Origin of the sequence: Pseudonocardia adelaidensis (assembly GCF_039543345.1) — a bacterium.
GTDB classification, from domain to species: Bacteria; Actinomycetota; Actinomycetes; order Mycobacteriales; family Pseudonocardiaceae; genus Pseudonocardia; species Pseudonocardia adelaidensis.
On record NZ_BAABJO010000023.1, the window covers coordinates 62,518 to 84,449 of the forward strand.

The window sequence follows — 21,932 nt, forward strand, 5'->3', positions numbered from 1 at the left end:
TCAGAGATCGAGGGCGACGGGTGGCGGGGCTGGTAGATCGGTAACGGGGTGCCGCTCGGCAGCCGGATCGACGCGAGGAGGCCCCAACCCTGGTCGCTCACCGGCGTCACGACCTCGCCGCCTTCGGCCGGGCAACCGGCCAGCACCTGCTCGATGTCGTCGCACTTCAGGTACAGCTCGTGCGCGGGTTCCGCCTCGGCCGGGTGCACGGCGACCTCGGCAGGCGGGAAGCAAGAACTACGACGATTTCGGCCCGCCCGCTCCCGGCGCGCGGCGACCGGACCGTTCGGGACGGCCGGCCAACGGTGTGCGGCGCGGCGCGGCAGAGGCAGGCGCGTCAGGCGGAGCCGCATCCGGACGCGGCCGAGCCGGGCCCCGCGGTCGCCGGCCCTCCGGCCGCTGCGAAGGGGCGGGTCGAGTCCCGGGTTCGCGGCGGTCACCCCGGTCCTCGCCGGCGTCCTCGACCTCCTGCTGCTCGACACCGCGGTACCTGGCGGCGAGTTCCTGCAGGCGGCGTGCCAGATGCTCGAGCGCGTCGAGCAGCCGGAGTGCCAGTTGGCGCAGGAACCGGAGGAACAGCATGATCTTGCGGACGACGAGAGCGAACCCGACTCCGACCCCATTCAGCAGCGGCTTCGCCACCTTGTCCGTGACCGTTGTGACGGCGCCCTTCGCAATGCCGGCGGTTGCCGTGACGGCGCCCTTCGCGGTGCCCGTTGCCGTGCCCGCGGTCGTCGTGCCGGCGTCCTTCGCGGCGGCCGCTGCGGTGCCCGCCGTCGTGGCCAGGCCGCCCGCGGCGCTCCCACCGGACGCGGTGGTGCTGCTCGCGACCCGGCCGAGCCTGTTCGCGCCGCCGCGAACACCCGAGCGGGTCTTGCCGACCGCCCCACCAGCAACAGCACCCCCTGAGCGCTGAATCGCGGCCCGCGCGGGATGGGCTGGTCCGGTGCGGCCGGTGGACCCCGTGGTCTCTTCCGGCTCTCGGCTCTGTTCGTCGGACATGCCCAGCCCTCCACGTCGTGAGGTACGGATGCGGGCGCAGCGTCGCTGTGCGGACGGCGTACCACCAGCGAAGATCGGGTAATCCCGCTAGCCCGTATCCGCGTTCCACGCATTTCTCCCGCTCGTGGAGGCGTCACTTCGGAGTAGCGGTATTGGACTGTCCGGTCGAGCTCACCCGCGTTCCGCCGGTCTTCCGTGGCGGGGCCGTCGGCGTTCTCGCTCAGCCAGGGCGAACGGGGCGGCGGGCCTCGTGGACGATCGCGGGCGGGACGTTGCGCCACACCGTGCGGCTGGTCGTCACCTCGGCGAAGTGGGCGCGCAGGTCGGCGAGCTGGCGGCGGGCCGGCGGGGCCCAGCGCGTCCAGGTGTAGCCGAACTGCGTGAACACACCCGTCGGGGCGAGCACCTCGGTGATCACCGCATGCAGGCCGCGGCCGTCCGGGCCGGGGGAGTAGGCCACCCACGGCAGGCCGCTGACGACGGCGTCGACGGCCGTGATGCCGCGTTCGCCGAGCACGCGGGGCAGCTCGCGGGCGTCGGCCCGTACCACGTCGACCTCGGGGTGGCGGTCCGCGAGCAGCCGCGCCCACCCCGGGTTCAGCTCCACGGCGACGTGCCGGGCCCGCCCGCCGGTGTGCTCCTGGATCGCCCGCGTGAACGCCCCGGTGCCGGGGCCGAGCTCGACGACGACCGGTAGGCCGGTCGTCGGGATCGCCCGCACCACCGCCGCCGCGAGGGCCCGTGAGCTCGGCGTCACCGATGCCGTGTGCAGGGGGTCGCGCACGAACTCGCGAACGAAGCGGCCGGTGTCCACCCACGCCGTCACGACCCGAACCGTAGCGGTGGGGCCTTCCCCACCGGAGTGTCCGCATCTACCGTCTCCGGTGATGCCCGTCACGTGAGGGGGGACCGCCATGCATCCACACCGGCTGCAGCAGCTCGTGGCGTCCGTGCCGGACACCGTCGGTGCCGACCAGCGGGCCAGACTGCTCGCCCACGTCCAGGCGTCGGACCGGTGCCGCGTGCGGATCGAGCGGGTCGGCTCCGAGCTCGCCACGGCGCTCGACGGCGTCGGCAACTCGGACCGGGCCGTGGACCTCGCCTGCGAGCTGGACGGCCTCGAACGCGTCCAGCAGCGCATGGACCGCAAGCTCACCGCCCTGGTCGAGGAGCTCACCACCACGCCGCGCGCCGTGACCTACGACGACGGCGTGCCCGCCTGATCGCACCCGCGTGGTTCGGGCGACCGGAAGGTCCGATCACGGCCGCGGCCCGTCGAGCAGGGCGAGCAGCGGACGGAGACCGTCGGGGCGGCGCTCCACGGGCAGGTGGTCCACGAAGTGGACCGCACAGCCGATCGCGGCGGCGCCGCCGTCGGCGCCCCGGTCGTCCCCGACCATCAGGACGTCGGGCGGGTCGGCGCCGAGCGCCTCGCAGGCGAGCCGGAACAGCGCCGGGTCCGGCTTCTGGATGCCGTGCTCGTACGACAGGACGAACGCGTCGACGGCGGTGTCCAGCCCGTGTGCCCGGAACACCGGCCGGAGGTCCCAGCCGATGTTGCTGACCACGCCGATGCGGACGGCCTGCCTCCGCAGCGCCTCCAGCACCTCCGTGGCGTCGGGATAGGGGCGCCAGGCCTCGGGGGACCTGTGGCGGTCGTAGAGGGCGTCGTACAGGGACGGGTCCGGAAGGTCGACCTGCCGGGCGAGCCCGGTGTACAGGGCGCGGTGCCGCTCCGGGGTCTCGTCGCGGGTGGCCCAGAGCTCTGCCAGGTGTGCGGGCACGGCGTGCGGGGGCGCACCACCCGGGAGGGCGCCGGCCCGCTCGAGCCGTCGGGCGAGCTCCGCGACCTCCGCGGGCGCCGGCGCGGTGCCGGTCTCCTCGAGCACGGCGGTGAGCCAGCGCTGCGTGCTCTCGATGCGGAAGAGGGTCCCGGAGAAGTCGAACAGCACGCCCTTGATCGCCACGCGCCCATGGTCCCCGACCGGCGTCAGCCGGCCGTCCGGTGGGCCCGCGCCGCCCACACGCAGTAGAGGGCGACGACCGCGGCCACCAGGCCGAGCACCGGCTGCACGACGAGCAGCACCGCGCTGAGGAGACAGGACGAGACCGTGAGCAGGCGCCACGTCGACGCCTGCCGTGGCCCGGCCCCGCCGTGCCGTCGGTGCGGCGGCCGGAACCGGGAGCCGAGGAGGCCCTGTGCGAGTGCGGCGAGGGCGAACACGCCGGCCCACACCCAAGAGCCCTCGGCGGCGCGCATCCCGGCGAGGACGAGGAAGCAGCATCCCGCGAGCGCGTGTCCGGGGCTCACTGCAGGACCCCGACGTACTGGCCGAGCGCGACGAGCCCGGCGCCGAGCAGCACGACCGACGAGAGGGCGACGAGCACCCGCGCGGCCGGTCTCGTGCGCAGCGCCGCCGGGAGGACGCGCCGTTCCAGCACGAGCAGGCCGAGGCCGTAGATCCCGCAGGCCAGGGTGCCGCCCACGATGTTCGCCGGCGTGATCAGAGCGACCAGGTCGGCGCCGGTGAGGATCAGTGCGGCGCCGCCGAGCAGGATGTAGGCGTAGACGACGGTGCGGGTGGTGCCGATCCCGGCCGTCCGGACCTTCCCCGACACGGCCGACAGCGACTCGTACGTGGTGCGGGAGTAGACCTCCCAGATCGCGTACATGGTGCCGAAGAACACCATGATGATCGCGAGGACGTAGAAGTACCGGAACACGGGGTGGATCACCCCGAGCACGTCGCCCTGGTAGGTGAGGACGTTCTGGCCGTTCGGCACGTTGTGGGCCGCGCCGAGGATCTCCGTGCCGGTGATCACGAAGGCGATCGCGGTGAGCGCCATCGCCGTGAAGCTGAGCACGACGTCACCGAGCGGCGCCCGCGACCAGCCGCGCACCCGTTCCCGCTCCTGCGGCGTGTCGTCCAGCGCGAGCGGCTCCACGGCCCGCTCGCGCCCGGGCAGGCCGAGCGCGCCCCAGCGCTTCTCGCGCATGAGGCCGGCGTAGCCGATGTAGTCGTACATGCCGCCGCCGAGCCCACCCATGAACACGACCGCCTCGATCCACACCGATCGGTCGGCGATGTCCGGGTACTCGGTGAAGACGAAGGGCTCGTAGCCGAACCCCTGCGGCACGAAGCCCGCGACCACGTCGAGCCACTGCGGCTGCGCGGCGAACACGGCGACGACCACGAGGGCGACCTTGAGCGAGACGATCGCCACCTGGGCGCGTTCCAGGAGCGCGTACCAGCCGAACCAGGCCAGCGCCGCGGCGAGGACCAGCAGCACCAGCCCCCACGCGACGGCCGGCCCGCCGAACACGATCTCGAGGTAGCTGCCGATACCGGTGGCGAGGGCGCTCGCCACGAACGGGAACGACAGCACGGCGAGGGCGCCGATCAGGGCGGGGAACCAGCCGCGCGGCCCGGGGATCGCCTTGGCCAGGCCGCTCATGGGGTGCTCGCCCGTGAGGACGATGTAGCGGTTGGACGCGTAGATGATCGCGGCCTTCGTGACCGCACCCACCAGGACCAGCCAGAGGATCGCGTACCCGAACACCGCCCCGAGCCGCGACGCGAGGACGGTCTCGCCACTGCCGACGGTCAGGGAGGCGATGATCGCGCCCGGCCCGAAGAACAGCACGATCGTCCGCAGGCTCAGCCGCCGCCGGGCCAGCTCCCGCGGCACCTCGGGCAGGAACGCGCTCCCGGGCGGCATCCCGGTCTCCGGATTCTCTGGACGCGCCATTGCTGTCCTTCCACTCGCCGGTCCTCAGGGCTGCCCGAGCAGCCGCTCCGTCTCCCGCCTGAGCTCGAGCACCTGGCCGAGCCCCTCGCCGAGCTCCACGTCGTCCCAGGTGACGACCGAGCCCTTCGGGACGTCGTGCCTCAGCTCGACGTGGTGCGCGAGCGCGATCGGCAGCGCCCGCCGCTCGACTGAGGCCCGGGCGGAGATCAGCTTCCCCCACACCGTGTAGCCGCCCTCGCCGTCGAGCACGTCGCCCGCCACCAGGTCCTTCTTGGCCGTGGCGACGACGTCGCCGTAGAAGCCCTTCGCCGCCCCGGTGGCGATGCCGCGGAGGGCGGCGTTCGCGATGGAGATCCCGAGCTCGAGGCCGATGTAGTGGTACGGGCGGAACAGCGCCGCGTACCGCCTCGTGGGGTCGGCGTGCCACGCGTACTCGGAGAAGCAGCCGGAGACGTAGTCGTTGGTGGCCTTGACGACGACGAACACGCCCTCCTGCGTGTTGTGCGGGATCCAGTCGCCGTTGCGGGTGACGCTCGACATGACGTCCACCGAGCCCTCGTGGGCGAGCACCCCGCCGGCCTCGCGGGGCCGGCAGACCGTGGCGATCTGCTCGACGTCGCCGGGGGTGAAGGTCAGCCCGTCGTCCGAGGGCACGAGCTGGGCGGCGTTCGCGACCGCGGCCATCTCGATCGCGGCCTTGGTGCCGTCGCGGAACGCGGTGTGCATGTACGGGTTGAGCTGGCCGGAGTCGGTGAGCTCCTTCGAGAACTCCCAGTGCTCCCACACGTTGTCGGGGTTCATCCCGTGGTAGTGCTCGAGGTACTTGGTGCCCTTGCCCGCGCACACCACGTGGAACCCGGAGGTGCGCGCCCAGTCGACGAGCTCCATGATCAGCGCGGGCTGGTCGCCGTAGGCGAGGGAGTACACCACGCCCCGGTCCGCGGCCCGGCGGGCGAGTGCCGGCCCGACCACCGCGTCCGCCTCGACCGTCACCATGATCACGTGCTGGCCCGCGTCGAAGGCGGCGAGCACGTGCGACGTGGCGGCGATCGGGTTGCCGGTGGCCTCCACCACGACGTCCACACCGGAGCCGAACAGCGGCCCGGCCTCGGGCAGCACCGCCGTGGAGCCGTCGGCGAGCGCGGTGGCGAGGTCGGCGGTGACGGCGTCCTGCGGCCAGTCCACCAGCTTCAGCGCCTGGCGCGCGCGGTCGACGTCGATGTCCGCGATCGCCGCGACGTGGATCCCCGGGATCGTGCGAGCCTGCGCGAGGAACATCGTGCCGAACCGCCCGGCCCCGATGAGCCCGACCCGTACCGGGTTGCCGTCGCGCTGGCGGGCCTGCAACAGATCGTGCAAGTTCACCGGGGCCTCCGCCCTGATAACGTCGGTGGTAACGGTTCCATTTTGGTACCACAGCCTTTTCGGCAAGGTCAACGGTCCGCGGGAGGCGCGGCATGAAGAAGGCGGCAACGATCCGGGACGTCGCCGCCCGCGCGGGCGTGTCCGTCTCGGTGGTGTCGCGCGTGCTCAACGGCACGGGGCCGGTCGCACCGGTGAAGCGCGGCCAGGTCCTCGAGGCGATCGAGGCGCTCGCGTACCGGCCGCGCGCCGCCGCCCGGGAGCTCTCCCACGGCCGCAGCGAGACGGTCGGCCTGCTGCTGGCGGACCTCACCAACCCGTTCTTCGCCCGCCTCGCCGACCGCGTCGTCGCCGAGGCCCGCTCGCGCGACCTGCAGATCCTGCTGATGACCACCCAGGAGGACCCACACCTGGAGGGCCAGGCCCTCGACACGCTGCTCGACCGCTCGGTCGGCGGGATGATCGGCACCCCGACCGGCCACAACGTCGAGCGGTGGGAGAAGCTCGCCGCCCTCGACATCCCGGTGGTCTTCGTCGACCGCTCCATCACCGAGCTCGACCGGGTCGACGTCGTGAGCATCGAGAACGTCGGCTCCGCCGCCACGGCCACAGGACACCTGCTCGACCGCGGCCACACCCGGATCGGGATCGTCTCGGGCCCGCTCGACACGACCACCGGCGTCGAGCGCGTGCGGGGCTACGAACGGGCGCTGCGGGAGCACGGCATCGAGCGCGACGACCGGCTGGTGCGCCCCGCGCCGTTCCGCGGCGACCGCGGGGCGGATGTCGTGGCCGGGATGCTCGCGCTCGACGACCCGCCCACCGGCCTCGTCGTCGCCAACACCGCTCAGGTGCGGGTCGTGCTGAGGATGCTCTCCCAGGCCCGCATCGCGATCCCGGACGACCTGTCGGTCGTGGTCTTCGACGACAACCCGTGGACCGAGCTCATCCGGCCCCCGCTCACCGCCGTCAGCCAGCCGATCGACATGCTCGCCCTGCACTCGGTCGAGCTGGTGCACGCCCGGATGCGGCAGAAGCTCCCGCCTGCGCCCCGGCGGATCCGGGTTCCCGCCGAGTTCCTGGAACGATCGAGCACCGCACGGATCTGAAGGAGGACACATGTCGCATGCACCGGTCGTCACTCCGGTTGTCGTAACCGCCGTCTTCCGCCCGCTGCCCGGGCGCCGCGAGGACGCCCGGGCGGCCATCGAGGGCGCGCTCCCCGGCGTCCACGCGGAGGAGGGCTGCCTGCTCTACGCGCTGCACGACGCCGCGGACGGCACGCTGGTGCTCCTGGAGAAGTGGGAGTCGCAGGAGCTGCTCGACGCGCATTCCGCGGGCGAGGCGGTCGAGCGGCTCGGCCGGGCGATCGACGGACTCCTCGCAGAGCCCCCTGCCGTCGTGACGATGACCGCCCTGCCCGCGGGCGACCCGGACAAGGGACGCCTCTGACGTAGTGTCCCGGCAACGGACGGTCGAGAAAGGGGTCTCGCGGTGCGCGCGGTGCAGGTGGTGCGGTTGGACGGGCCGGCGGCGGTCGAGGTGCGCGACGTGCCGGAGCCGCGGCGGCAGGCCGACCAGGTGCTCGTCGACGTGAGGGCGATCGGGGTCAACTTCCCCGACGTCCTGCAGACGAAGGGCATGTACCAGTCCAAGCCGGAGCTGCCGTTCACGCTCGGGTCCGAGGTGGCGGGCGTCGTGCGGGAGGCGCCGGACGGCTCCACCCTGCGGGCGGGCGACCGCGTGGCCGCCTTCACGACCACGGGGGCGTTCGCCGAGGTGGTCGCCGTAGCCGCGGACGACGTGCTGCCGCTGCCGGACGGGATCGGCTTCCCGGCGGCCGCGGGCCTGCCGATGAACTACCTCACCGCCCACTTCGCCCTGCTCGTGCGCGGGCACCTGCGCGCGGGCCAGACGGTGCTCGTGCAGGGGGCTGCGGGCGGGGTGGGCACGGCGGTGATCCAGCTCGCCGTTGCGCTCGGCGCGCGGGTGATCGCGGTGGCGTCCACCGAGGACAAGGCGGAGGTCGCCCGGGCCGCCGGCGCGCACGATGCCGTGCTCGCCGACGGATTCAAGGACGCCGTGAAAGGGCTGACCGGCGGCGCGGGCGTCGACCTCGTGGTGGACCCGGTGGGCGGCGACCGCTTCACGGACTCGCTGCGCTGCCTCGCGCCGGAGGGGCGCCTGCTCGTGGTCGGCTTCACGGCGGGCGAGATCCCCACCGTGAAGGTGAACCGCCTCCTGCTCAACAACATCGACGTCGTGGGCGTCGGGTGGGGCGCGTACGCCTTCGCGCGCCGCGGCTACCTGCAGCAGCAGTGGGCCGAGCTGGAGCCCCACCTGCGCTCCGGCGCGCTCGACCCCCTGATCAGCACCACCTTCCCGCTCGAGCGCGCCGCCGAGGCACTCGCGACCATCGACGAGCGCCGCGTGACCGGGAAGGTGGTGCTGGAGACGGCCTCCTAGCCGGGCAATTCCGAACTCGGTGGGGATCACCGGGGGTGGCGACCCGTGTCGGAGCGCGCCTGGGCCCGGTCCCCGCAGCCGTCTCACCGGACAAATCGTGGATGCGCTGCGCGGGTCGATACGACGCGTGTGCGTGTGGTTGTCGACACCCTGCGTGATCATGTCGACGTGATGGGTCTGGGCCGCGGCTGCGAGACCCGTGGTGTCGACCTGACCATGAATGGCGACGGATCGCCGCTGACGCTGAGCGGTCACGCTGTGACCGGTTCGCTGCGGTGGGCGCGCCGTGCCCCGCCGGTCGCGGCCTGCCCGGCGCCTCGTCCTGGCCTGCCGCGGGTCCACCCCGGTTGGTCCCGGGCCTGCGGTTGGGCGGGTGGCTGGGTTGGTAGTGCACCCAAGCCGGCCACCGCGCCCACCAGCGAGGTCGATGCCGACCCAGGTGTCTGCACGCGGGGCAACGGGCGGGTGTCGATGGCGTCCGTCCCGGGGTGAGCGGGCGCGCCCACGCGAGCCGGGCTGCAGGACCCGGGCCCTCGGCCGACGCGCCGACGCGCTACCGCGGCCGGTGCGGCGGCCACGATCGCCGGGATGGGGGCCGAAGGGCGTATGGACGGTGTCGCCGCACTTGGCCGGCGGCGCCGCGGCGCGGGTGATCGGCGGAATCGGGACGTGAGCTGCACCGGTGCAGCTGACGTCCCGTTCCAGCCGATCACGGGCCGGATGTTCACGATCCGGGTGTCACGACCCCGGTCATCGCAGAACACGTAGAGCGCGGCCGGGAGAGTGTCGAGATCCCCGCGCAGACGAAGATCCAGTAGGAACCAACCGTCTAGGCCTCGTCGGCTCCGTCCTTGCCGGGCTTGGTCGCACCGGCCACCGAGTCCGGATGGGGCTTGACGGCCACGACGAACTCGTCGCCGTAGGTCTTCGTGCCGTGCTCGACGGCCTGCTCGACGGCCGCGACGGCGCGCCGGTCGCGCCGCATCAGCGGGTCGTGGTGCAGGTCCTTCGCCAGCGCGATGCACAGCGCGACCATGACGATGGCGAACGGGGCCGCCGAGATGATCGTGATGTTCTGGATCCCGGTGAGCGCCTCGTCCTGGCCGGCACCGATGGTGAGCATGATGGCGGCGATGGCCCCCATCACCACACCCCAGAAGATCACGACCCAGCGGTGGGGCTCGATCGAGCCGCGCTGGGACAGCGTGCCGGTGACCACGGACGCCGCGTCGGCGCCGGACACGAAGAAGATCGCGACCAGGATCATGGCGATCACGCTGAGCACGCCGCCGAGGGGCATCGCGTGCAGCAGCCCGAACAGCTGCCCCTCGAGGCTCGCCGACGCGAGGTCGGTGCCGTTCTGCTGGAGGTTGATCGCGGCGCCCCCGAAGATCGCGAACCAGACCAGGCTCACGACGCTGGGGATGAGCAGCACGCCGACGACGAACTGCTTGATGGTGCGGCCCCGGCTGATCCGGGCGATGAACATCCCGACGAACGGCGTCCAGGAGATCCACCAGGCCCAGTAGAAGACGGTCCAGCTGGCCAGCCACTGCGCGGTGGCGTCGCCGCCCGTGGCGGCCGTGCGGGCGGCCATCTGGGCCATGTCACCGAAGTAGTCGCCGATGGCCGTCGGGAGGAGGTTGAGGATGAAGATGGTCGGGCCGCCGACGAACACGACGAGCGCCAGGATCCCGGCCAGCACCATGTTGATGTTCGACAGCCACTGGATGCCCTTGGCGACCCCGGACACCGCTGAGGCGACGAAGGCGATCGTCAGCACCGCGATGATGCCGAGGAGCAGGGCGAGCGGCGCCTCCGGGAGCCCGTTGGCCTGCAGGCCGGCACCGATCTGCAGCGTGCCCAGCCCGAGTGAGGCGGCGGACCCGAACAGCGTGGCGAAGATCGCGAGGATGTCGACGACCTTGCCGAACAGGCCCTCCGTGTGACGCTCGCCCAGGAGCGGCGCGAACGCCGAGCTGATGAGCGACCGGCGGCCGCGGCGGAACGTGCTGTACGCGATCGCGAGGCCGACGACGGCGTAGATCGCCCACGGGTGCAGCGTCCAGTGGAACAGCGTGGTGGCCATCGCGACGTCGATGGCCTCGGGGGAGCCTGCCGGCACGGTGCCGGGTGGCGGGCTGGCGAAGTGCGAGAGCGGTTCACCGACCCCGTAGAACATCAGCCCGATGCCCATGCCGGCGCTGAACATCATCGCGACCCAGGAGACCGTGCGGAACTCCGGCCCCTCGTCGTCGCCACCGAGCGGGATCTTGCCGTAGCTGCTGAACGCGACCCACAGCGTGAACACGACGAACCCGCTGGCGACGAGCACGAACGCCCACCCGCCGACGTTCATCAGGCCGGACAGCACCGCCGAGGACACCGCGCTGAGCGAGTCGACCGACGCGAAGCCCCAGACGAGGAACGCGACGACGAGGCCCGCGGCGATCCCGAAGACCCAGCGGTCGACCGGTTGCTGCTCCTCGGCCGTGATCTGCGGTTCCGCCGGGTCCGGCAGGTGCGTGCCTGTTGGTGTCTTGCCTTCTTTGTGAACGGTCATGCCTGACTGGCCCGGGCCTGGACCCGGGCCTGCCCCCTTCCCACGAGTCACATTGCGGCCACCCTCGATCCACCAGGCCTCAGCCGCAACTCGTAGAGCCGAAATGACAATCGCGTTGTTACCCGCCCGATCTGCGGGGATCGTTCCGCGCGTGATCACGGACGCGGGCCCAGCACGGGCTGGCCGCCCCGCCGACCGCGGAAGCCGCGCTCCCACGGCCACCGGTCGCGGTCGTCGGCCCACACGACCTGCAGCCCGCGGACCGGGGGGCCGTACAGCGCGAGCGCGGTGAGCAGGTGCACGTCCGGGTTCTCGACGTCGACGAACTCCACCAGCGGCCCGTCGACGAGGCGCAGCCGCTCGCCCGCCGCCGGGGGCTCGTCGTGCAGCAGGTGCGGGGCCACCGCGTCGAGCAGCTCGCTGCAGCGGTGCAGCGGCATGCCGGTGACGAGCAGCTCGGGCCGGCCCCGTGGCGTGAGCCCGACCGTGTAGGCCCAAGGCGGGCGGAACCGCTCGCGCTCGACGCCCTGCACCGCCCAGCCGTACTCGTCGGCGAGCCGGGCCATCCGCGCCAGGTACTCGGGGTAGGTGAGCGCCGGGTCGTCGCAGAACACGCACATGGTGGTCTCCTCGGTCGTGGATCCGACCGGGACACCGTCACCGGGAGCACCGACACGGGCGCACCGGCGGGAGCGGGTTGTCCACAACCCGCCGGCACCGACTCAGGAGTCGCCGTCCTCCCCGCGCAGGAAGCGCTCCACCTCGGCGGCGAGCTCATCGGCGCTCGGCAGCTCGCCCGACAGCCCCGTGCTGGACCGCTCGGCCCGGCCGGACGCCACCATGTCGTACTGCCGTTCGAGCGCCTCGACCACCTGCCGCACCTCCTCCGATCCCGCCACCTGCTCGGCGATCTCCGCCTCGGTGCGCTCCGCGGCCTTCGTGACGGTCTCGGTGGGCAGGTACAGACCCGCCGCGAGGCCGACGTGGTCCAGCAGCACGCGTGCCGCCTGCGGGTACTCGGCGCGGGCGAGGTAGTGCGGCACGTGCACCGCGAAGCCCATCGCGTCCAGCCCGGCCTCGCCGAGCCGGTACTCCATCAGCCCGATCGCGCTCCCCGGCACCTGCGCCGTGGCGAACCATGCCTCGTGACCCTCGGTCAGGTCCGGACGGGTGCCGTGCACCGTGACGCCGATCGGCCGGGTGTGCGGCACCGCCATCGGGATCGCGGTGAGGTTGATCACCAGCCGCACGCCGAGCCGCCGCACGAGCTGCTCGACGGCCGCGCAGAACCGCTCCCACTGCGTGTCCGGCTCCGGCCCGGCGAGCAGCAGGTAGCCGGTGTCGCCGGTGTCGGTGAGCGCCACGACGTCCAGCTCCGGACGGCTGTAGGCGGCCCAGTGGTCGGTCTCGAAGCGCAGCGGTGGGCGCCGCGAGCGGTAGTCGAGGAGCTGGTCGACGTCGAAGCGCGCCACCACGCGCGGCTCCCGGCCCTCCACCAGGGCCTCCGTGGCCAGCCGGGCCGCGTTGCCTGCGTCCACGAACCCGTCGAGCGCCACCAGCAGCACGGGTTCGTCCAGCTGCGGCGCATCGGGCGCCACCTCGTACAGTCCGGCCGGATCCAGCACGCCACACCTCCGCCTCTCGACGGGGCCCACGGCCCCGCCCGTCGCACATCTGTCCTGGTGCAACGTGAGTCTGCCCGCACAGCATCCCGTTTCCGCGGTGTCGGGGGCACCATGGAGCCGAGATGAAACCCAGGACGAATCTGCATCATCGCCTCTGGGTCGTCTGGTCGATCGGTCTGGCCGCCTACCTGGTGGGGGTGATGCACCGCACCTCCTTCGGCGTCGCCGGCCTCGACGCAGCGGCGCGGTTCCAGGCCGCACCGGCGGCGCTCGCCGGGTTCGTGGTGCTGCAGCTGCTGGTCTACGCGAGCCTGCAGGTCCCCGTGGGCGTGCTGCTCGACCGGTTCGGCGCCAGGCTGCTCATCGTCGTCGGCTCCCTCACGATGGCCGCGGGCCAGCTCGTGCTCGCCGTCGCCGCGTCGCTGCCGCTCGCGATCCTGGCGCGCGTGCTGGTCGGGGCCGGGGACGCGCTGACGTTCATCAGCGTCCTCTCGGTGGTCACGAGCTGGTTCCCGGCCCGGCGGGTACCGCTGATGACGCAGCTCACCGGCCTGATCGGGCAGAGCGGCCAGGTGCTGTCGGCCGTGCCGCTCGCCGCGGTGCTGCACGGCCCGGGGTGGACGCCCGCGTTCGTCTCGGCGGCGGCGCTCGGCGTGGCGGTGGGGCTCGCCGCGTTGGCCGTCGTGCGCGACCGGCCGCCCGGGGCGCCGGCCCCGCCGCCCGCGCCGGCCCCGCGCGAGGTGCTGCACGGGCTCGTCTGCTCGTGGCGCGAGCCGGGCACCCGGCTCGGCTTCTTCACGCACATGGCCACCCAGTTCTCGGGGATGGTGTTCGCGCTGCTGTGGGGCGTGCCGTACCTCGTGGCGGGCCAGGGGTTCTCGACCGGTGAGGCGAGCGCGATGCTGACGCTGCTCGTGGTGGCCGGGATCGTCGCCGGACCGCTGTTCGGCGAGTTCACCGCCCGGCACCCGCTGCGCCGGTCGTGGCTCGTGCTCACCGTGCTCGGCACGACGGTCTCGGTCTGGACGGCCGTGCTCGCCGTGCCGCCGCCCGCCCCGCGCTGGTTGCTGGTGCTGCTCGTCGTCGTGCTGGCGTTGGGCGGCCCGACCTCGATGATCGGCTTCGACTACGCCCGGACGTTCAACCCCGGCCACCGGCAGGGCGCCGCGGTCGGGATCGTCAACATGGCGGGCTTCGTGGCGTCGCTCACCGTCTCGCTCGGGGTCGGGGTGGTGCTCGGGCTCGTCGGGCCCGGCGACTACACGCCGGAGGCGTTCCGGGTGGCCTGGACGGTGCAGTACGCGGTGTGGGCACTCGCGCTCGGCGGCGTGCTGGTCGCGCGCAGGCGGGCGCGCCGGAAGCTGGAGAGCGAGGGCGTCGTCGTGCCGTCGCTGCGGTCGGTGCTCGCGGCGCGGCGCACCAACCCGGCCCGGGCCCGCTGAGGGGCCGCCGCCGTCACCCGTACGTGGCAATGATTATCATCTGCCCGTCCAGGAGCGGCGACGGGAGGAGGCGGCGTGCGCATCGCGTTCGTCGGCAAGGGCGGCAGCGGGAAGACGACATCGGCGGCGGTGTTCAGCCGCTACCTCGCCGAGCTCGGCAAACCGGTTCTCGCCATCGACGCGGACATCAACCAGCACCTCGGCCAGGCGCTGGGACACGACGGCCCGCCGCCGCTCGCCCTCGGCTCCGACCTGCCGTGGCTCAAGGAGCACCTGCGCGGCACGAACCCGCGGATCGCGAGCGCCGACGCGATGATCAAGACCACGCCCCCGGGTCGCGGCTCGCGCCTGCTCGACCTCGATCCCGACGGTGAGCTGCTGGCCCGGTACTCGGCCGTGGCCGGCGGGGTGCGCCACCTCGTGACCGGCGAGTTCGACGAGGCCGACATCGGCGTCTCCTGCTACCACTCGAAGACCGGCGCGGTGGAGCTCTACCTCAACCACCTCGTCGACGGCCCCGGTGAGTACGTGGTGGTCGACATGACGGCCGGGGCCGACGCGTTCGCATCGGGCCTGTTCACCCGCTTCGATCTCACCGTGCTCGTCAGCGAGCCCACCCGCCGCGGGATCGGCGTGTACCACCAGTACGCCGAGCACGCCCGCGGCCACGGCGTGGAGCTGCGGGTGCTGGGCAACAAGGTGACCGACGACGAAGACGCCGCCTACCTGCGGGAGCAGGTGGGCGGCGCGTTGATCGGATGGTTCGGCCAGTCGGCATGGGTGCGGGCCGCGGAGCGGGGTGCCGTGGCGCCGGTGGGCGCCCTCGAACCCGAGAACCTCGCCGTGCTCGACGCGGTGCTCACCGCCCTCGACGCGCGCGAGCGCGACTGGGTCGCCTACCACCGCGGCACCGTGGAGTTCCACCTGCGCAACGCGGCAGCATGGGGCAACCGGGCAGTCGGGGCCGACCTGGCTGCCCAGATCGACCCCGACTTCTCCCCCGGGATGCCCGCGATGCGGGCATAGGAGCGCGGTGTGAAGAACCCCGACCTACTGCGCGACGCCCAGGCAGCCACCTCGCTGCGTTGTCGTCGTCGCAGACACGACCCGGTATCGGTCTCCTCCTCCGCCTTGCGATGCGGCCGCCTGGCTGCCGCTCGCTACGGCCGGGGTCCTTCAGCGCACTCCTATCCGGTTACTCGGCCAGCAGGCGGTAGATCGCCTTGCGGGCCTCGGTGATCGTGGCGGTCGCCGAGGCGATCTGCTCCGGCGTGCCGGCCGACATCACCTGCGCCGCGGCCGCGTGCAGCTGGCCCAGCTGCTCCCACAGCTCCGCGGCGCCCTCGTCGTCGGAGTCGCGCCCGACCGACGCCCAGACGGCGTCCAGCTCCTCGCGGTGCTCGTCGACGTACCGGGTGCCCTCCTCGGTGAGGTGGACGACCCGGCGGCCGTCGGCCTGCTCGACGCGGACCAGGCCCTCGTCCTCGAGCTGCGAGAGCGTGGGGTAGACCGAACCGGGGCTCGGCCGCCACGCGCCGCTGGTGCGCTCGGCGATCTCCTGGATGATCTCGTAGCCGTGCCGCGGCTGCTCCGCGACCAGTGCGAGCACCGCCGTGCGGATGTCGCCGCGCGACGTCCGGCGGCCGCGCCTGCCACGCGGACCGGGGAAGCCGCGCATCCCGGGGCCGAAGGGCGGCCCGAAGCCGGGGCCGAAGGGGTGCCTGCGGCGCCGGTGCCCTCGGAGGGCCTCCTCGCCCTCGTCGTGGCCCGCGAACGGCGGCACCACCGGCGGGCCGTCGGGGCGGAACGCGCCCCGGTGGGGGCCACGCCGGCCGCGGAACCCGAACTGGGGTCCGGGCCAGGGAGTGTTCTGCTCGTTCATGTCATCTCCTGTGGGTTGATCGAGCCATCGAAGTAGCTCGTGTGCCATCACGATATATCGCGATAGTCGGGTTGGCAAGCCCCGTCGCTGTCGGGAACTCCGCAGGCGCCCCGTTCGTCGGACGGTGGGGGCGAGGAGGCGGGGCCGATGGTGCTGAAGGTTCTCGGTGGCGTGCTGCTCGTGTGGCTCGCGTTCACCCTGCTCGGGGCGCTCTTCAAGTTCCTCACGTGGGCGCTGGTGATCGGCGCCGTCGTGTTCGTCGGTGCTGCCGTCTACACCGCCGTGAAGGGGCGCAACCGCCGCGCGCTGGGGCGTTAGCCCCAGCAGTCGTCAGCCCGCGCCGTCAGCGGCGGGTGCTCGTGCCGGGCGTGCCCGTCGTGCAGTTGCGCTCGACGTAGGCGCGGACGCGCTCGCCCGCACCCGCGAACTCCGGGGAGTTGAGCCGGTTCACGAGGTCGGTGTCGCGCGAGAGCGCCGTCTGGTCGCCACCGCTCTCCACGAGCACGTCCAGCTGCATCTCGAGCGCCTGCACCGTGCGCTCCACGTCGTTGCGGATGTCGTCGGGAGCCGCGAACACCATGTCCTGCCCGGCGCGGCGCACCGCCGCCACCGTGCTCGCCAGCTCGTCGCGTGGCACCTGGCCCTGCGCCACGAGCCCGTTGAGCGGGCGGATCGCCTCGAGGTTCGCCTGGGCGGCGGCGCAGAAGGGGCTGGGCGGTGCGGGGGCCCTCCGGGTCGGGTCGGGGGCGTCGGCGTCGGCCACCGAACCTCCGCACCCCAGCAGCACTCCACCGAAGGTGACGACGAGGGCGGCCGACGCGCCCGCGCGCGAGATGAGGCCCATCGGATGTTCCCCCGAGACGCAGTCGTGGTGCAGAAACGACAGTAGCCCTTGCCCGCGCAGGCGCCGGTGAGGTGGGTGGCCCATGCCCCGATCCGGGCATGCCGTACGGAACTACCCGGGCGCCGGATGCGTTGTGGTGGACGTGGCGACCATCAAGCCGCGGCGGATCGCGGCGTTCACCGCCCTGTGGCGTGCCGTGACGCGGTCGCGGCGCCCGGGGTCACCCACGATGGGGGAGCGGCTCAGCGCCATCCCGCGGATGCTGAGCGGCGCCCTCACGGGCCGGTACCCCGCGCTGTCCCGCGGGCGGCTCGGGTTGATCCTGCTCGGGCTGGCCTACCTGGTCTCGCCCCTCGACCTGCTGCCGGAGGCCTTCATCCCGCTGCTCGGCCTCGCCGACGACGGCGTGGTCGCGCTCTGGCTCGGCGGGGCCTTCATCGCGGAGACCGAACGCTTCCTCGCCTGGGAGAAGCAGCAGGCCGTCGTCGTGAACGCGCCGTCCGACTGATCCTCGACCGCGCGGATCTTGTTCGGCCCCCGGCCGCTCCCTACGGTGTGCGCATGCCGGTCCTGGAAGTCCACCTCGTCGAGGGGCTGCACACCTCCGCCCAGCACGCGGAGCTGCTCGTCGCGATGAGCACCCGCTACGCCGAGGTCGCCGACGTGCCACTGGACCGCGTGCGCGCCCACGTCACGCTGCACCGCCCCGAGCTGTGGGCCAACGGCGGCATCCCCGCAGACGGGCGGTCGGCCCCGTACTTCACCGCTGTGATGTTCGCCGACCGCCCTGCCGACCTGCGCCGCAGGCTGCTGGGCGCGCTCACCGACCTCCTGGTCGACGTGCTCGGCGTCGATCGCCGGTTGGTGCACGGGGAGGTCGTCCCCGTGCAGCCCGCGGACTGGGCCACGGGCGGGGTGTCCGCGGCCGGCGCCCGGCGCGCCTCCGCGTGACCCGGTCAGGTGCGGGCGAGGGTGCCGGTCGTACCCGGTGACCGGGTGAACCGCAGCCACACCCAGAGCGCGGCGGCGCCGACGAGGTAGACGCCGAGCAGGACGGCGAGCGCGCCCGCCCGGTCGGCGAGGACCTCGACCGCGGGCCGCACCGCCAGGTGCACGAACGCGAAGCCGCCAGTGCAGGCGAAGAGCGCCCACAGCGCCGGCGACCAGCGCAGCAGCGCCGCCCCTGGCAGGAACGACAGCGGCACGAGCGCGAAGAGCAGGTTGGCCGCTGCGCTCACCGAGGTGGCCGTGAGCGCGGTGGCGACGGTGTCGGCGAGGAACGTCCCCGGCGCACCCGCCGCGGCGACGAGCGGCTCACGCACGATCCACGCGATGCCGCCCAGCGCGGTCAGGGCGGTGGCCGCGAGCGCGACCGCGGGGCCCTCCTCGTCGGCGCGCAACGCACGGGCGGTCCGGAAGGTCACCAGGGTGCCCAGTACGAGCCCGGGTTCGAGCCCCACGGCGCGGGAGAGCACCACCCCGACCGCGCCGAGCAACAAGAACCCGGGCACCGGCCCCACGTGGCAGCGCACCCCCCACCAGCGCGCCACGTACAGCAGCTGCGTGCCCTGCTGCGCCGCCGTCACCAGCACGAACGCGGTGGCGAGCCCGACCAGCAGTGCCGGCGCCGACGTGTCGAACGGGAACTCCGGAGTCAGGAAGCCGAGCATCACGGCGCCGGCCGCCGCCGTGATCGCAACGGCCGTGAGGAACGCGCCCGGAGCGGGCCGCCCGGTGCCCGGCGGCACGCGCAGGCGCCCCAGCACGGCCTCGATCCGGTCGGGGTGCTCCGCCGCGGCACGGTTGAGCAGGCCGACGGGGAGGGCGAGCGCGGCGAGCACCAGCAGCGTCAGGACCAGGCTCGGCAGGACCGCGCCGAGACCCCACCGGGCCTCGATCGGCGAGGGGAACGACGTGGCGAACGCGACGGCGGCCAGATCGGCGGCGTGCTCGGGCGCGGCAGGCGGGCCCGCCGGTGGGGACGGCACGGGGGCAGCACGTGGGGCGGGCTCGGCATCGGATGCGGGTGCGGGCTCGGCGGACGGAGCGTCCCGGGTGAGGGCGCCGGTCCAGTCGAGGCCGGGGGAGCGCCCACCGTCGACCGCATCGCCGACGCCGGGGAGCACGGCCGCGCCGACGGCGGCGCCGGCCCCGGAGTCCGCTGCGGGAGCCTTCCTCGCGGGCCGCTCCTCGGAGGAGGCGACGGCGGGTGCGGCGTCCTCGTCGGCCGTGCCGCCGGAGTCGTCCGACCGGTCGTCGGCCGCGGCGGCGTCCTCGTCGGAGCCGGCGTCCTCCGACTCGTCCGAGTCGGCGTCCTCGTCGGGGGCCTCGTGCGCGTCGTCGTCGGACTCCTCGTCGTCGTCGGAGTCGTCCGCGTCGTCCGCGTCGTCCGCGTCGTCGTCGGGATCGTCGTCCTCGTCGTCGAGACCCGGGAAATCGGGGAAGTCGGGGTACTGCGGGTCGAGCAGGCTTCCCGGCGCGAGCACCCGGTCGGGTCGCTCGTCGGTGCAGGCCCGGCCGTGCAGGAGGGCCGCGACCGGGCCCGCGTCCGGGCAGGTGTCGTCGTCGCCATCGCCGGACCCGGCCAGTGCCGGCGCCGTGACCCCGACGGCGATCAGGAATACGACTGCACCGGCCAGAGCAGCACGGATCACCGTGGCACTGCGCACCGTCATCTCCACCCGATCGACGTTCCCTCGCCCGGTTGGCCGAGCCACCGGCTCCCGCACGGGGTGCAACGAGCGGGACCAGGAGGAGTCACGATTCACCCGAAAGAGATGTTCTCTCGTCGGCGCGTCGGGACGTTCCCGCTGGAGAACGGGTGTCGCCGAGGGCGTCCCGGAGGGGTGCGCGGGGTGGCCACCCACGCGCGTGGGCACGCGTATCCAGCTACGGGGCGCGGCGGGTGGGGCGGGAGACGCTCACCGGGTCGAAGCGTCGTTCGAGGCGCGCAGCAGGTCCTCCCGTCCGATACCGCGGCCGCACGCGCTTCGGGGAGCTCGAGGCCGAGCTCGAGCGGCGAGGAGAGCCGCTCGCGGAGCCCGACCTGAGGATCGCCGCGATCGTGGTCTCGCGTGGGCACACCCTCGTCACCCGAACGTCGAGCACTTCCGACGGGTGCCCGGGCTCGCGGTCGAGAACTGGATCGACGAGGTGACTACCCAGCCGCCCCCAGGTAGCGGGTCAGGGCTTCCCGGTGGTGGGCGAGCTTCTCCATGCGGGACTCGATGTTCTGCAGCACTTCACCCAGCAGGACGGACAGGCTGGGGCACGGCACGAACCGCGGGGGCTGGCCCTCCGCGCAGGGGAGCACCTCGCGGATGACCTCGGTGGGCAGCCCGGCGTCGAGCAGGGCCCGGATCTGGCCGACGATCAACGGCGCGTCGTCGGCGTAGTCGCGGTAGCCGTTGGGCAGCCGGGAGGACGTGAGCAGTCCCTGCTGCTCGTAGTACCGCAGCAACCGCGGGCTCACCGACGTCAGCCGCGCGAGTTCCCCGATGAGCACGTATCCCAGGTTACGGGGATCACCGCAGTCACATCACCGCAGTCACATCACCGCAGCGGTGGGTGCCGGTGCAGCGCGCTGCGCGCCACCGCCAGCTCGTGCGCGACCTCGGCCGCGATGAGCTCGGCGTGCAGCGCGGACTCCTGCGCGGAGTTCTCCGCGGCGTGCGACCCGAGGGCCCGGTGGCGGCGCACCAGGTCCTCGAGGGAGGTCAGCAGGCGGTCGGCGATGGAGTGGCGGATGGAATCACGGGCGGGGCTGGACACGGGTGCCTCCTGGGCGGGTGGGGACGGGCGGGGCGGAGCGGGCCGCGCGACAGCGGTCGCTCGCGTCCCGGCCGTGGTCCCGGTCCCGGCGCCGGGTGAGCACCGTTCCTCCTCAGTCCTTCGCGGTGACGGTGGCCCGCTCCGACTCGGCGGACTCGGCGGACTCGGCGGACTCGGCGGGCTCGGTGGCCGCGGCCTGCCTCAGCTTCGCGACGGCGATCGCCACAGCGGCGACCCAGACGCCGACGATCGCCAGGTAGATCGGGGTGCGGGCGCCGTCGGCGACGTCGAGCGCGCGCAGGATCGTGCGGGCGTTGGTCAGGACGATGAGGCCGCCGACCGCGGTGCCGAGCACGGGTGCGGGGATCTTCGTGACGAGCCACGCCGCCACCGGGGCGGCGAGCACGCCGCCGAGCAGGAGACCACCGACCGTCCACGGGTCGAGCACCTCCGACCCGAGCCCGATCAGGAACCCGATGCTCGCGGCGACCGCGACGAGGAACTCCGACGTGTCGACCGAGCCGACCACGGTGCGCGGGGCGGTCTTGCCCGCGGTGAGCAGCGCCGGGGTGGCCACCGGGCCCCAGCCGCCGCCCCCCGAGGCGTCGACGAACCCGGCGACCAGCCCGAGCGGGGAGAGGAACTTCGAGCGGTGCGGCGAGACCCGCACCGTCGACGTCCGCGGCGGTCGCACCGAGAACCGCACCAGGATGTAGACGCCGAGCGCGAGCAACACGCCCGACATGTACGGCGCGGCGTCCTCGGTGGACAGCGCCGAGAGCGCGGTGGCGCCGAGGAAGGCGCCGACCGCGCCGGGCACGCCGAGGCGCAGCACGAGCTTCCAGTCGACGTTGCCGAAGCGCCAGTGCGACGCTCCCGCGGCGAGGGTGGTGCCGACCTCGGCGAGGTGCACCGACGCGCTGGCCGTGGCGGGGTTCGTGCCGGCGAGCAGCAGCAGTGACGTGGACGTGACGCCGTACGCCATGCCGAGGGCGCCGTCGACGAGCTGGGCGCCGAAGCCCACGAGGGCGAAGACGATGAGGGTGCGCATGCGGAGGGGCTCCCGAAAGGGGTGGGGCGGTGAGCTCGGGGGAGGGCACGGACGCGCGCGGCCGCACGGCGGCCGCGCGCCGGGTGGGGCGGGGAGGAGCTCAGCCGCGACAGAACTCGTCGAACGCGTGGCAGCGTCGCGATGGCCAGAACCGTTCGAGGTCCGGCAGGAGGT

At 73.4% G+C, this 21,932-nt stretch carries 24 protein-coding genes; 9 read left to right on the forward strand and 15 right to left on the reverse strand.

Annotation, left to right across the window (positions count from 1 at the left end; genetic code table 11):
- Nucleotides 1-237: 237 nt before the first annotated feature.
- Nucleotides 238-1,002, reverse strand: a complete 765-nt coding sequence (locus ABEA81_RS26950; protein ID WP_345608374.1) for a hypothetical protein — start codon at nucleotides 1,000-1,002, stop codon at nucleotides 238-240.
- 220 nt (nucleotides 1,003-1,222) lie between these two features.
- A complete protein-coding gene (locus tag ABEA81_RS26955) occupies nucleotides 1,223-1,828 on the reverse strand; it encodes a class I SAM-dependent methyltransferase (RefSeq protein ID WP_345608376.1) in 606 nt (201 codons plus the stop codon).
- 88 nt (nucleotides 1,829-1,916) lie between these two features.
- Between ABEA81_RS26955 and ABEA81_RS26960 the strand changes: the two genes are divergently transcribed.
- Complete coding sequence (locus tag ABEA81_RS26960; RefSeq protein WP_345608378.1) at nucleotides 1,917-2,225, forward strand: hypothetical protein; 309 nt, start codon at nucleotides 1,917-1,919, stop codon at nucleotides 2,223-2,225.
- A gap of 36 nt (nucleotides 2,226-2,261) precedes the next feature.
- Here ABEA81_RS26960 and ABEA81_RS26965 read toward each other — a convergent pair whose 3' ends face one another.
- From ABEA81_RS26965 to ABEA81_RS26980, 4 genes are read right to left on the reverse strand one after another with little or no spacing between them, the layout of a single operon-like run.
- The gene (locus ABEA81_RS26965; protein WP_345608380.1) at nucleotides 2,262-2,969 is read right to left on the reverse strand and encodes an HAD family hydrolase; all 708 of its coding nucleotides are present in this window, start codon (nucleotides 2,967-2,969) and stop codon (nucleotides 2,262-2,264) included.
- A gap of 23 nt (nucleotides 2,970-2,992) precedes the next feature.
- On the reverse strand, nucleotides 2,993-3,313 hold the full coding sequence (locus tag ABEA81_RS26970) for a hypothetical protein (RefSeq protein ID WP_345608382.1): 321 nt from the start codon (nucleotides 3,311-3,313) through the stop codon (nucleotides 2,993-2,995).
- A complete protein-coding gene (locus ABEA81_RS26975; RefSeq protein ID WP_345608384.1) occupies nucleotides 3,310-4,752 on the reverse strand; it encodes an Nramp family divalent metal transporter in 1,443 nt (480 codons plus the stop codon). Before ABEA81_RS26975 ends, ABEA81_RS26970 begins: the two co-directional genes overlap by 4 nt.
- Nucleotides 4,753-4,776: 24 nt before the next feature.
- Nucleotides 4,777-6,117 carry an NAD(P)H-dependent oxidoreductase gene (locus ABEA81_RS26980; protein ID WP_345608386.1) on the reverse strand — a complete coding sequence of 447 codons (1,341 nt, stop codon included), beginning with the start codon at nucleotides 6,115-6,117 and terminating at the stop codon, nucleotides 4,777-4,779.
- 92 nt (nucleotides 6,118-6,209) lie between these two features.
- Between ABEA81_RS26980 and ABEA81_RS26985 the strand changes: the two genes are divergently transcribed.
- From ABEA81_RS26985 to ABEA81_RS26995, 3 genes are read left to right on the forward strand one after another with little or no spacing between them, the layout of a single operon-like run.
- Nucleotides 6,210-7,223 (forward strand): LacI family DNA-binding transcriptional regulator, encoded by a 1,014-nt coding sequence (locus ABEA81_RS26985; RefSeq protein ID WP_345608388.1) that lies wholly within the window; start codon nucleotides 6,210-6,212, stop codon nucleotides 7,221-7,223.
- A gap of 10 nt (nucleotides 7,224-7,233) precedes the next feature.
- Entirely contained in the window at nucleotides 7,234-7,566 is a 333-nt protein-coding gene (locus ABEA81_RS26990) for a putative quinol monooxygenase (protein WP_345608390.1), read from the forward strand.
- A gap of 42 nt (nucleotides 7,567-7,608) precedes the next feature.
- Nucleotides 7,609-8,580 (forward strand): NADPH:quinone oxidoreductase family protein, encoded by a 972-nt coding sequence (locus tag ABEA81_RS26995; RefSeq protein WP_345608392.1) that lies wholly within the window; start codon nucleotides 7,609-7,611, stop codon nucleotides 8,578-8,580.
- Between the two features lie 829 nt (nucleotides 8,581-9,409).
- Here ABEA81_RS26995 and ABEA81_RS27000 read toward each other — a convergent pair.
- The 3 genes from ABEA81_RS27000 to ABEA81_RS27010 all read right to left on the reverse strand — a co-directional run bounded on the left by ABEA81_RS27000 (nucleotide 9,410) and on the right by ABEA81_RS27010 (nucleotide 12,768).
- On the reverse strand, nucleotides 9,410-11,143 hold the full coding sequence (locus tag ABEA81_RS27000; protein ID WP_345608394.1) for a BCCT family transporter: 1,734 nt from the start codon (nucleotides 11,141-11,143) through the stop codon (nucleotides 9,410-9,412).
- A 155-nt stretch (nucleotides 11,144-11,298) separates the two neighbouring features.
- The gene (locus tag ABEA81_RS27005) at nucleotides 11,299-11,763 is read right to left on the reverse strand and encodes a DUF4262 domain-containing protein (RefSeq protein ID WP_345608396.1); all 465 of its coding nucleotides are present in this window, start codon (nucleotides 11,761-11,763) and stop codon (nucleotides 11,299-11,301) included.
- Nucleotides 11,764-11,865: 102 nt separating this feature from the next.
- A complete protein-coding gene (locus ABEA81_RS27010; protein ID WP_345608398.1) occupies nucleotides 11,866-12,768 on the reverse strand; it encodes a proteasome assembly chaperone family protein in 903 nt (300 codons plus the stop codon).
- 122 nt (nucleotides 12,769-12,890) lie between these two features.
- On the opposite strand from ABEA81_RS27010, the gene ABEA81_RS27015 reads away from it, so the two are divergent.
- Both ABEA81_RS27015 and ABEA81_RS27020 read left to right on the forward strand, forming a co-directional pair.
- The gene (locus ABEA81_RS27015; protein WP_345608400.1) at nucleotides 12,891-14,210 is read left to right on the forward strand and encodes an MFS transporter; all 1,320 of its coding nucleotides are present in this window, start codon (nucleotides 12,891-12,893) and stop codon (nucleotides 14,208-14,210) included.
- Between the two features lie 75 nt (nucleotides 14,211-14,285).
- Nucleotides 14,286-15,236, forward strand: coding sequence for an ATP-binding protein (locus ABEA81_RS27020; RefSeq protein ID WP_345608402.1), 951 nt, complete (start codon nucleotides 14,286-14,288; stop codon nucleotides 15,234-15,236).
- Between the two features lie 169 nt (nucleotides 15,237-15,405).
- Here ABEA81_RS27020 and ABEA81_RS27025 read toward each other — a convergent pair whose 3' ends face one another.
- Nucleotides 15,406-16,092, reverse strand: coding sequence for a PadR family transcriptional regulator (locus ABEA81_RS27025; RefSeq protein ID WP_345608404.1), 687 nt, complete (start codon nucleotides 16,090-16,092; stop codon nucleotides 15,406-15,408).
- Between the two features lie 147 nt (nucleotides 16,093-16,239).
- On the opposite strand from ABEA81_RS27025, the gene ABEA81_RS27030 reads away from it, so the two are divergent.
- Nucleotides 16,240-16,410 (forward strand): hypothetical protein, encoded by a 171-nt coding sequence (locus tag ABEA81_RS27030; protein WP_345608406.1) that lies wholly within the window; start codon nucleotides 16,240-16,242, stop codon nucleotides 16,408-16,410.
- 25 nt (nucleotides 16,411-16,435) lie between these two features.
- On the opposite strand, the gene ABEA81_RS27035 is transcribed toward ABEA81_RS27030, so the two are convergent.
- A complete protein-coding gene (locus ABEA81_RS27035) occupies nucleotides 16,436-16,936 on the reverse strand; it encodes a hypothetical protein (protein ID WP_345608408.1) in 501 nt (166 codons plus the stop codon).
- A gap of 136 nt (nucleotides 16,937-17,072) precedes the next feature.
- Between ABEA81_RS27035 and ABEA81_RS27040 the strand changes: the two genes are divergently transcribed.
- Both ABEA81_RS27040 and ABEA81_RS27045 read left to right on the forward strand, forming a co-directional pair.
- Entirely contained in the window at nucleotides 17,073-17,444 is a 372-nt protein-coding gene (locus tag ABEA81_RS27040) for a YkvA family protein (RefSeq protein ID WP_345608410.1), read from the forward strand.
- A 53-nt stretch (nucleotides 17,445-17,497) separates the two neighbouring features.
- Nucleotides 17,498-17,887 carry a tautomerase family protein gene (locus tag ABEA81_RS27045; RefSeq protein ID WP_345608412.1) on the forward strand — a complete coding sequence of 130 codons (390 nt, stop codon included), beginning with the start codon at nucleotides 17,498-17,500 and terminating at the stop codon, nucleotides 17,885-17,887.
- Between the two features lie 5 nt (nucleotides 17,888-17,892).
- Here ABEA81_RS27045 and ABEA81_RS27050 read toward each other — a convergent pair whose 3' ends face one another.
- The 4 genes from ABEA81_RS27050 to ABEA81_RS27065 all read right to left on the reverse strand — a co-directional run bounded on the left by ABEA81_RS27050 (nucleotide 17,893) and on the right by ABEA81_RS27065 (nucleotide 21,758).
- Nucleotides 17,893-19,605, reverse strand: coding sequence for a hypothetical protein (locus ABEA81_RS27050; protein ID WP_345608414.1), 1,713 nt, complete (start codon nucleotides 19,603-19,605; stop codon nucleotides 17,893-17,895).
- A gap of 488 nt (nucleotides 19,606-20,093) precedes the next feature.
- Nucleotides 20,094-20,441 carry a MerR family transcriptional regulator gene (locus ABEA81_RS27055; RefSeq protein WP_345608416.1) on the reverse strand — a complete coding sequence of 116 codons (348 nt, stop codon included), beginning with the start codon at nucleotides 20,439-20,441 and terminating at the stop codon, nucleotides 20,094-20,096.
- Nucleotides 20,442-20,488: 47 nt separating this feature from the next.
- Nucleotides 20,489-20,707 carry a hypothetical protein gene (locus tag ABEA81_RS27060; protein WP_345608418.1) on the reverse strand — a complete coding sequence of 73 codons (219 nt, stop codon included), beginning with the start codon at nucleotides 20,705-20,707 and terminating at the stop codon, nucleotides 20,489-20,491.
- A gap of 112 nt (nucleotides 20,708-20,819) precedes the next feature.
- On the reverse strand, nucleotides 20,820-21,758 hold the full coding sequence (locus tag ABEA81_RS27065; RefSeq protein ID WP_345608420.1) for a sulfite exporter TauE/SafE family protein: 939 nt from the start codon (nucleotides 21,756-21,758) through the stop codon (nucleotides 20,820-20,822).
- Nucleotides 21,759-21,932: the final 174 nt, after the last annotated feature.

What these genes read in the sequence shown, in the direction of transcription:
- ABEA81_RS27035 (WP_345608408.1), bottom strand. Translation starts at nt 16,936, where the DNA reads ATGGGCCTCATCTCGCGCGCGGGCGCGTCGGCCGCCCTCGTCGTCACC.
- ABEA81_RS27025 (WP_345608404.1), bottom strand. Translation starts at nt 16,092, where the DNA reads ATGAACGAGCAGAACACTCCCTGGCCCGGACCCCAGTTCGGGTTCCGC.
- ABEA81_RS26950 (WP_345608374.1), bottom strand. Translation starts at nt 1,002, where the DNA reads ATGTCCGACGAACAGAGCCGAGAGCCGGAAGAGACCACGGGGTCCACC.
- ABEA81_RS27045 (WP_345608412.1), top strand. Translation starts at nt 17,498, where the DNA reads ATGCCGGTCCTGGAAGTCCACCTCGTCGAGGGGCTGCACACCTCCGCC.
- ABEA81_RS27015 (WP_345608400.1), top strand. Translation starts at nt 12,891, where the DNA reads ATGAAACCCAGGACGAATCTGCATCATCGCCTCTGGGTCGTCTGGTCG.
- ABEA81_RS27065 (WP_345608420.1), bottom strand. Translation starts at nt 21,758, where the DNA reads ATGCGCACCCTCATCGTCTTCGCCCTCGTGGGCTTCGGCGCCCAGCTC.
- ABEA81_RS27000 (WP_345608394.1), bottom strand. Translation starts at nt 11,143, where the DNA reads ATGACCGTTCACAAAGAAGGCAAGACACCAACAGGCACGCACCTGCCG.
- ABEA81_RS26975 (WP_345608384.1), bottom strand. Translation starts at nt 4,752, where the DNA reads ATGGCGCGTCCAGAGAATCCGGAGACCGGGATGCCGCCCGGGAGCGCG.
- ABEA81_RS27005 (WP_345608396.1), bottom strand. Translation starts at nt 11,763, where the DNA reads ATGTGCGTGTTCTGCGACGACCCGGCGCTCACCTACCCCGAGTACCTG.
- ABEA81_RS26960 (WP_345608378.1), top strand. Translation starts at nt 1,917, where the DNA reads ATGCATCCACACCGGCTGCAGCAGCTCGTGGCGTCCGTGCCGGACACC.
- ABEA81_RS27030 (WP_345608406.1), top strand. Translation starts at nt 16,240, where the DNA reads ATGGTGCTGAAGGTTCTCGGTGGCGTGCTGCTCGTGTGGCTCGCGTTC.
- ABEA81_RS26990 (WP_345608390.1), top strand. Translation starts at nt 7,234, where the DNA reads ATGTCGCATGCACCGGTCGTCACTCCGGTTGTCGTAACCGCCGTCTTC.
- ABEA81_RS26985 (WP_345608388.1), top strand. Translation starts at nt 6,210, where the DNA reads ATGAAGAAGGCGGCAACGATCCGGGACGTCGCCGCCCGCGCGGGCGTG.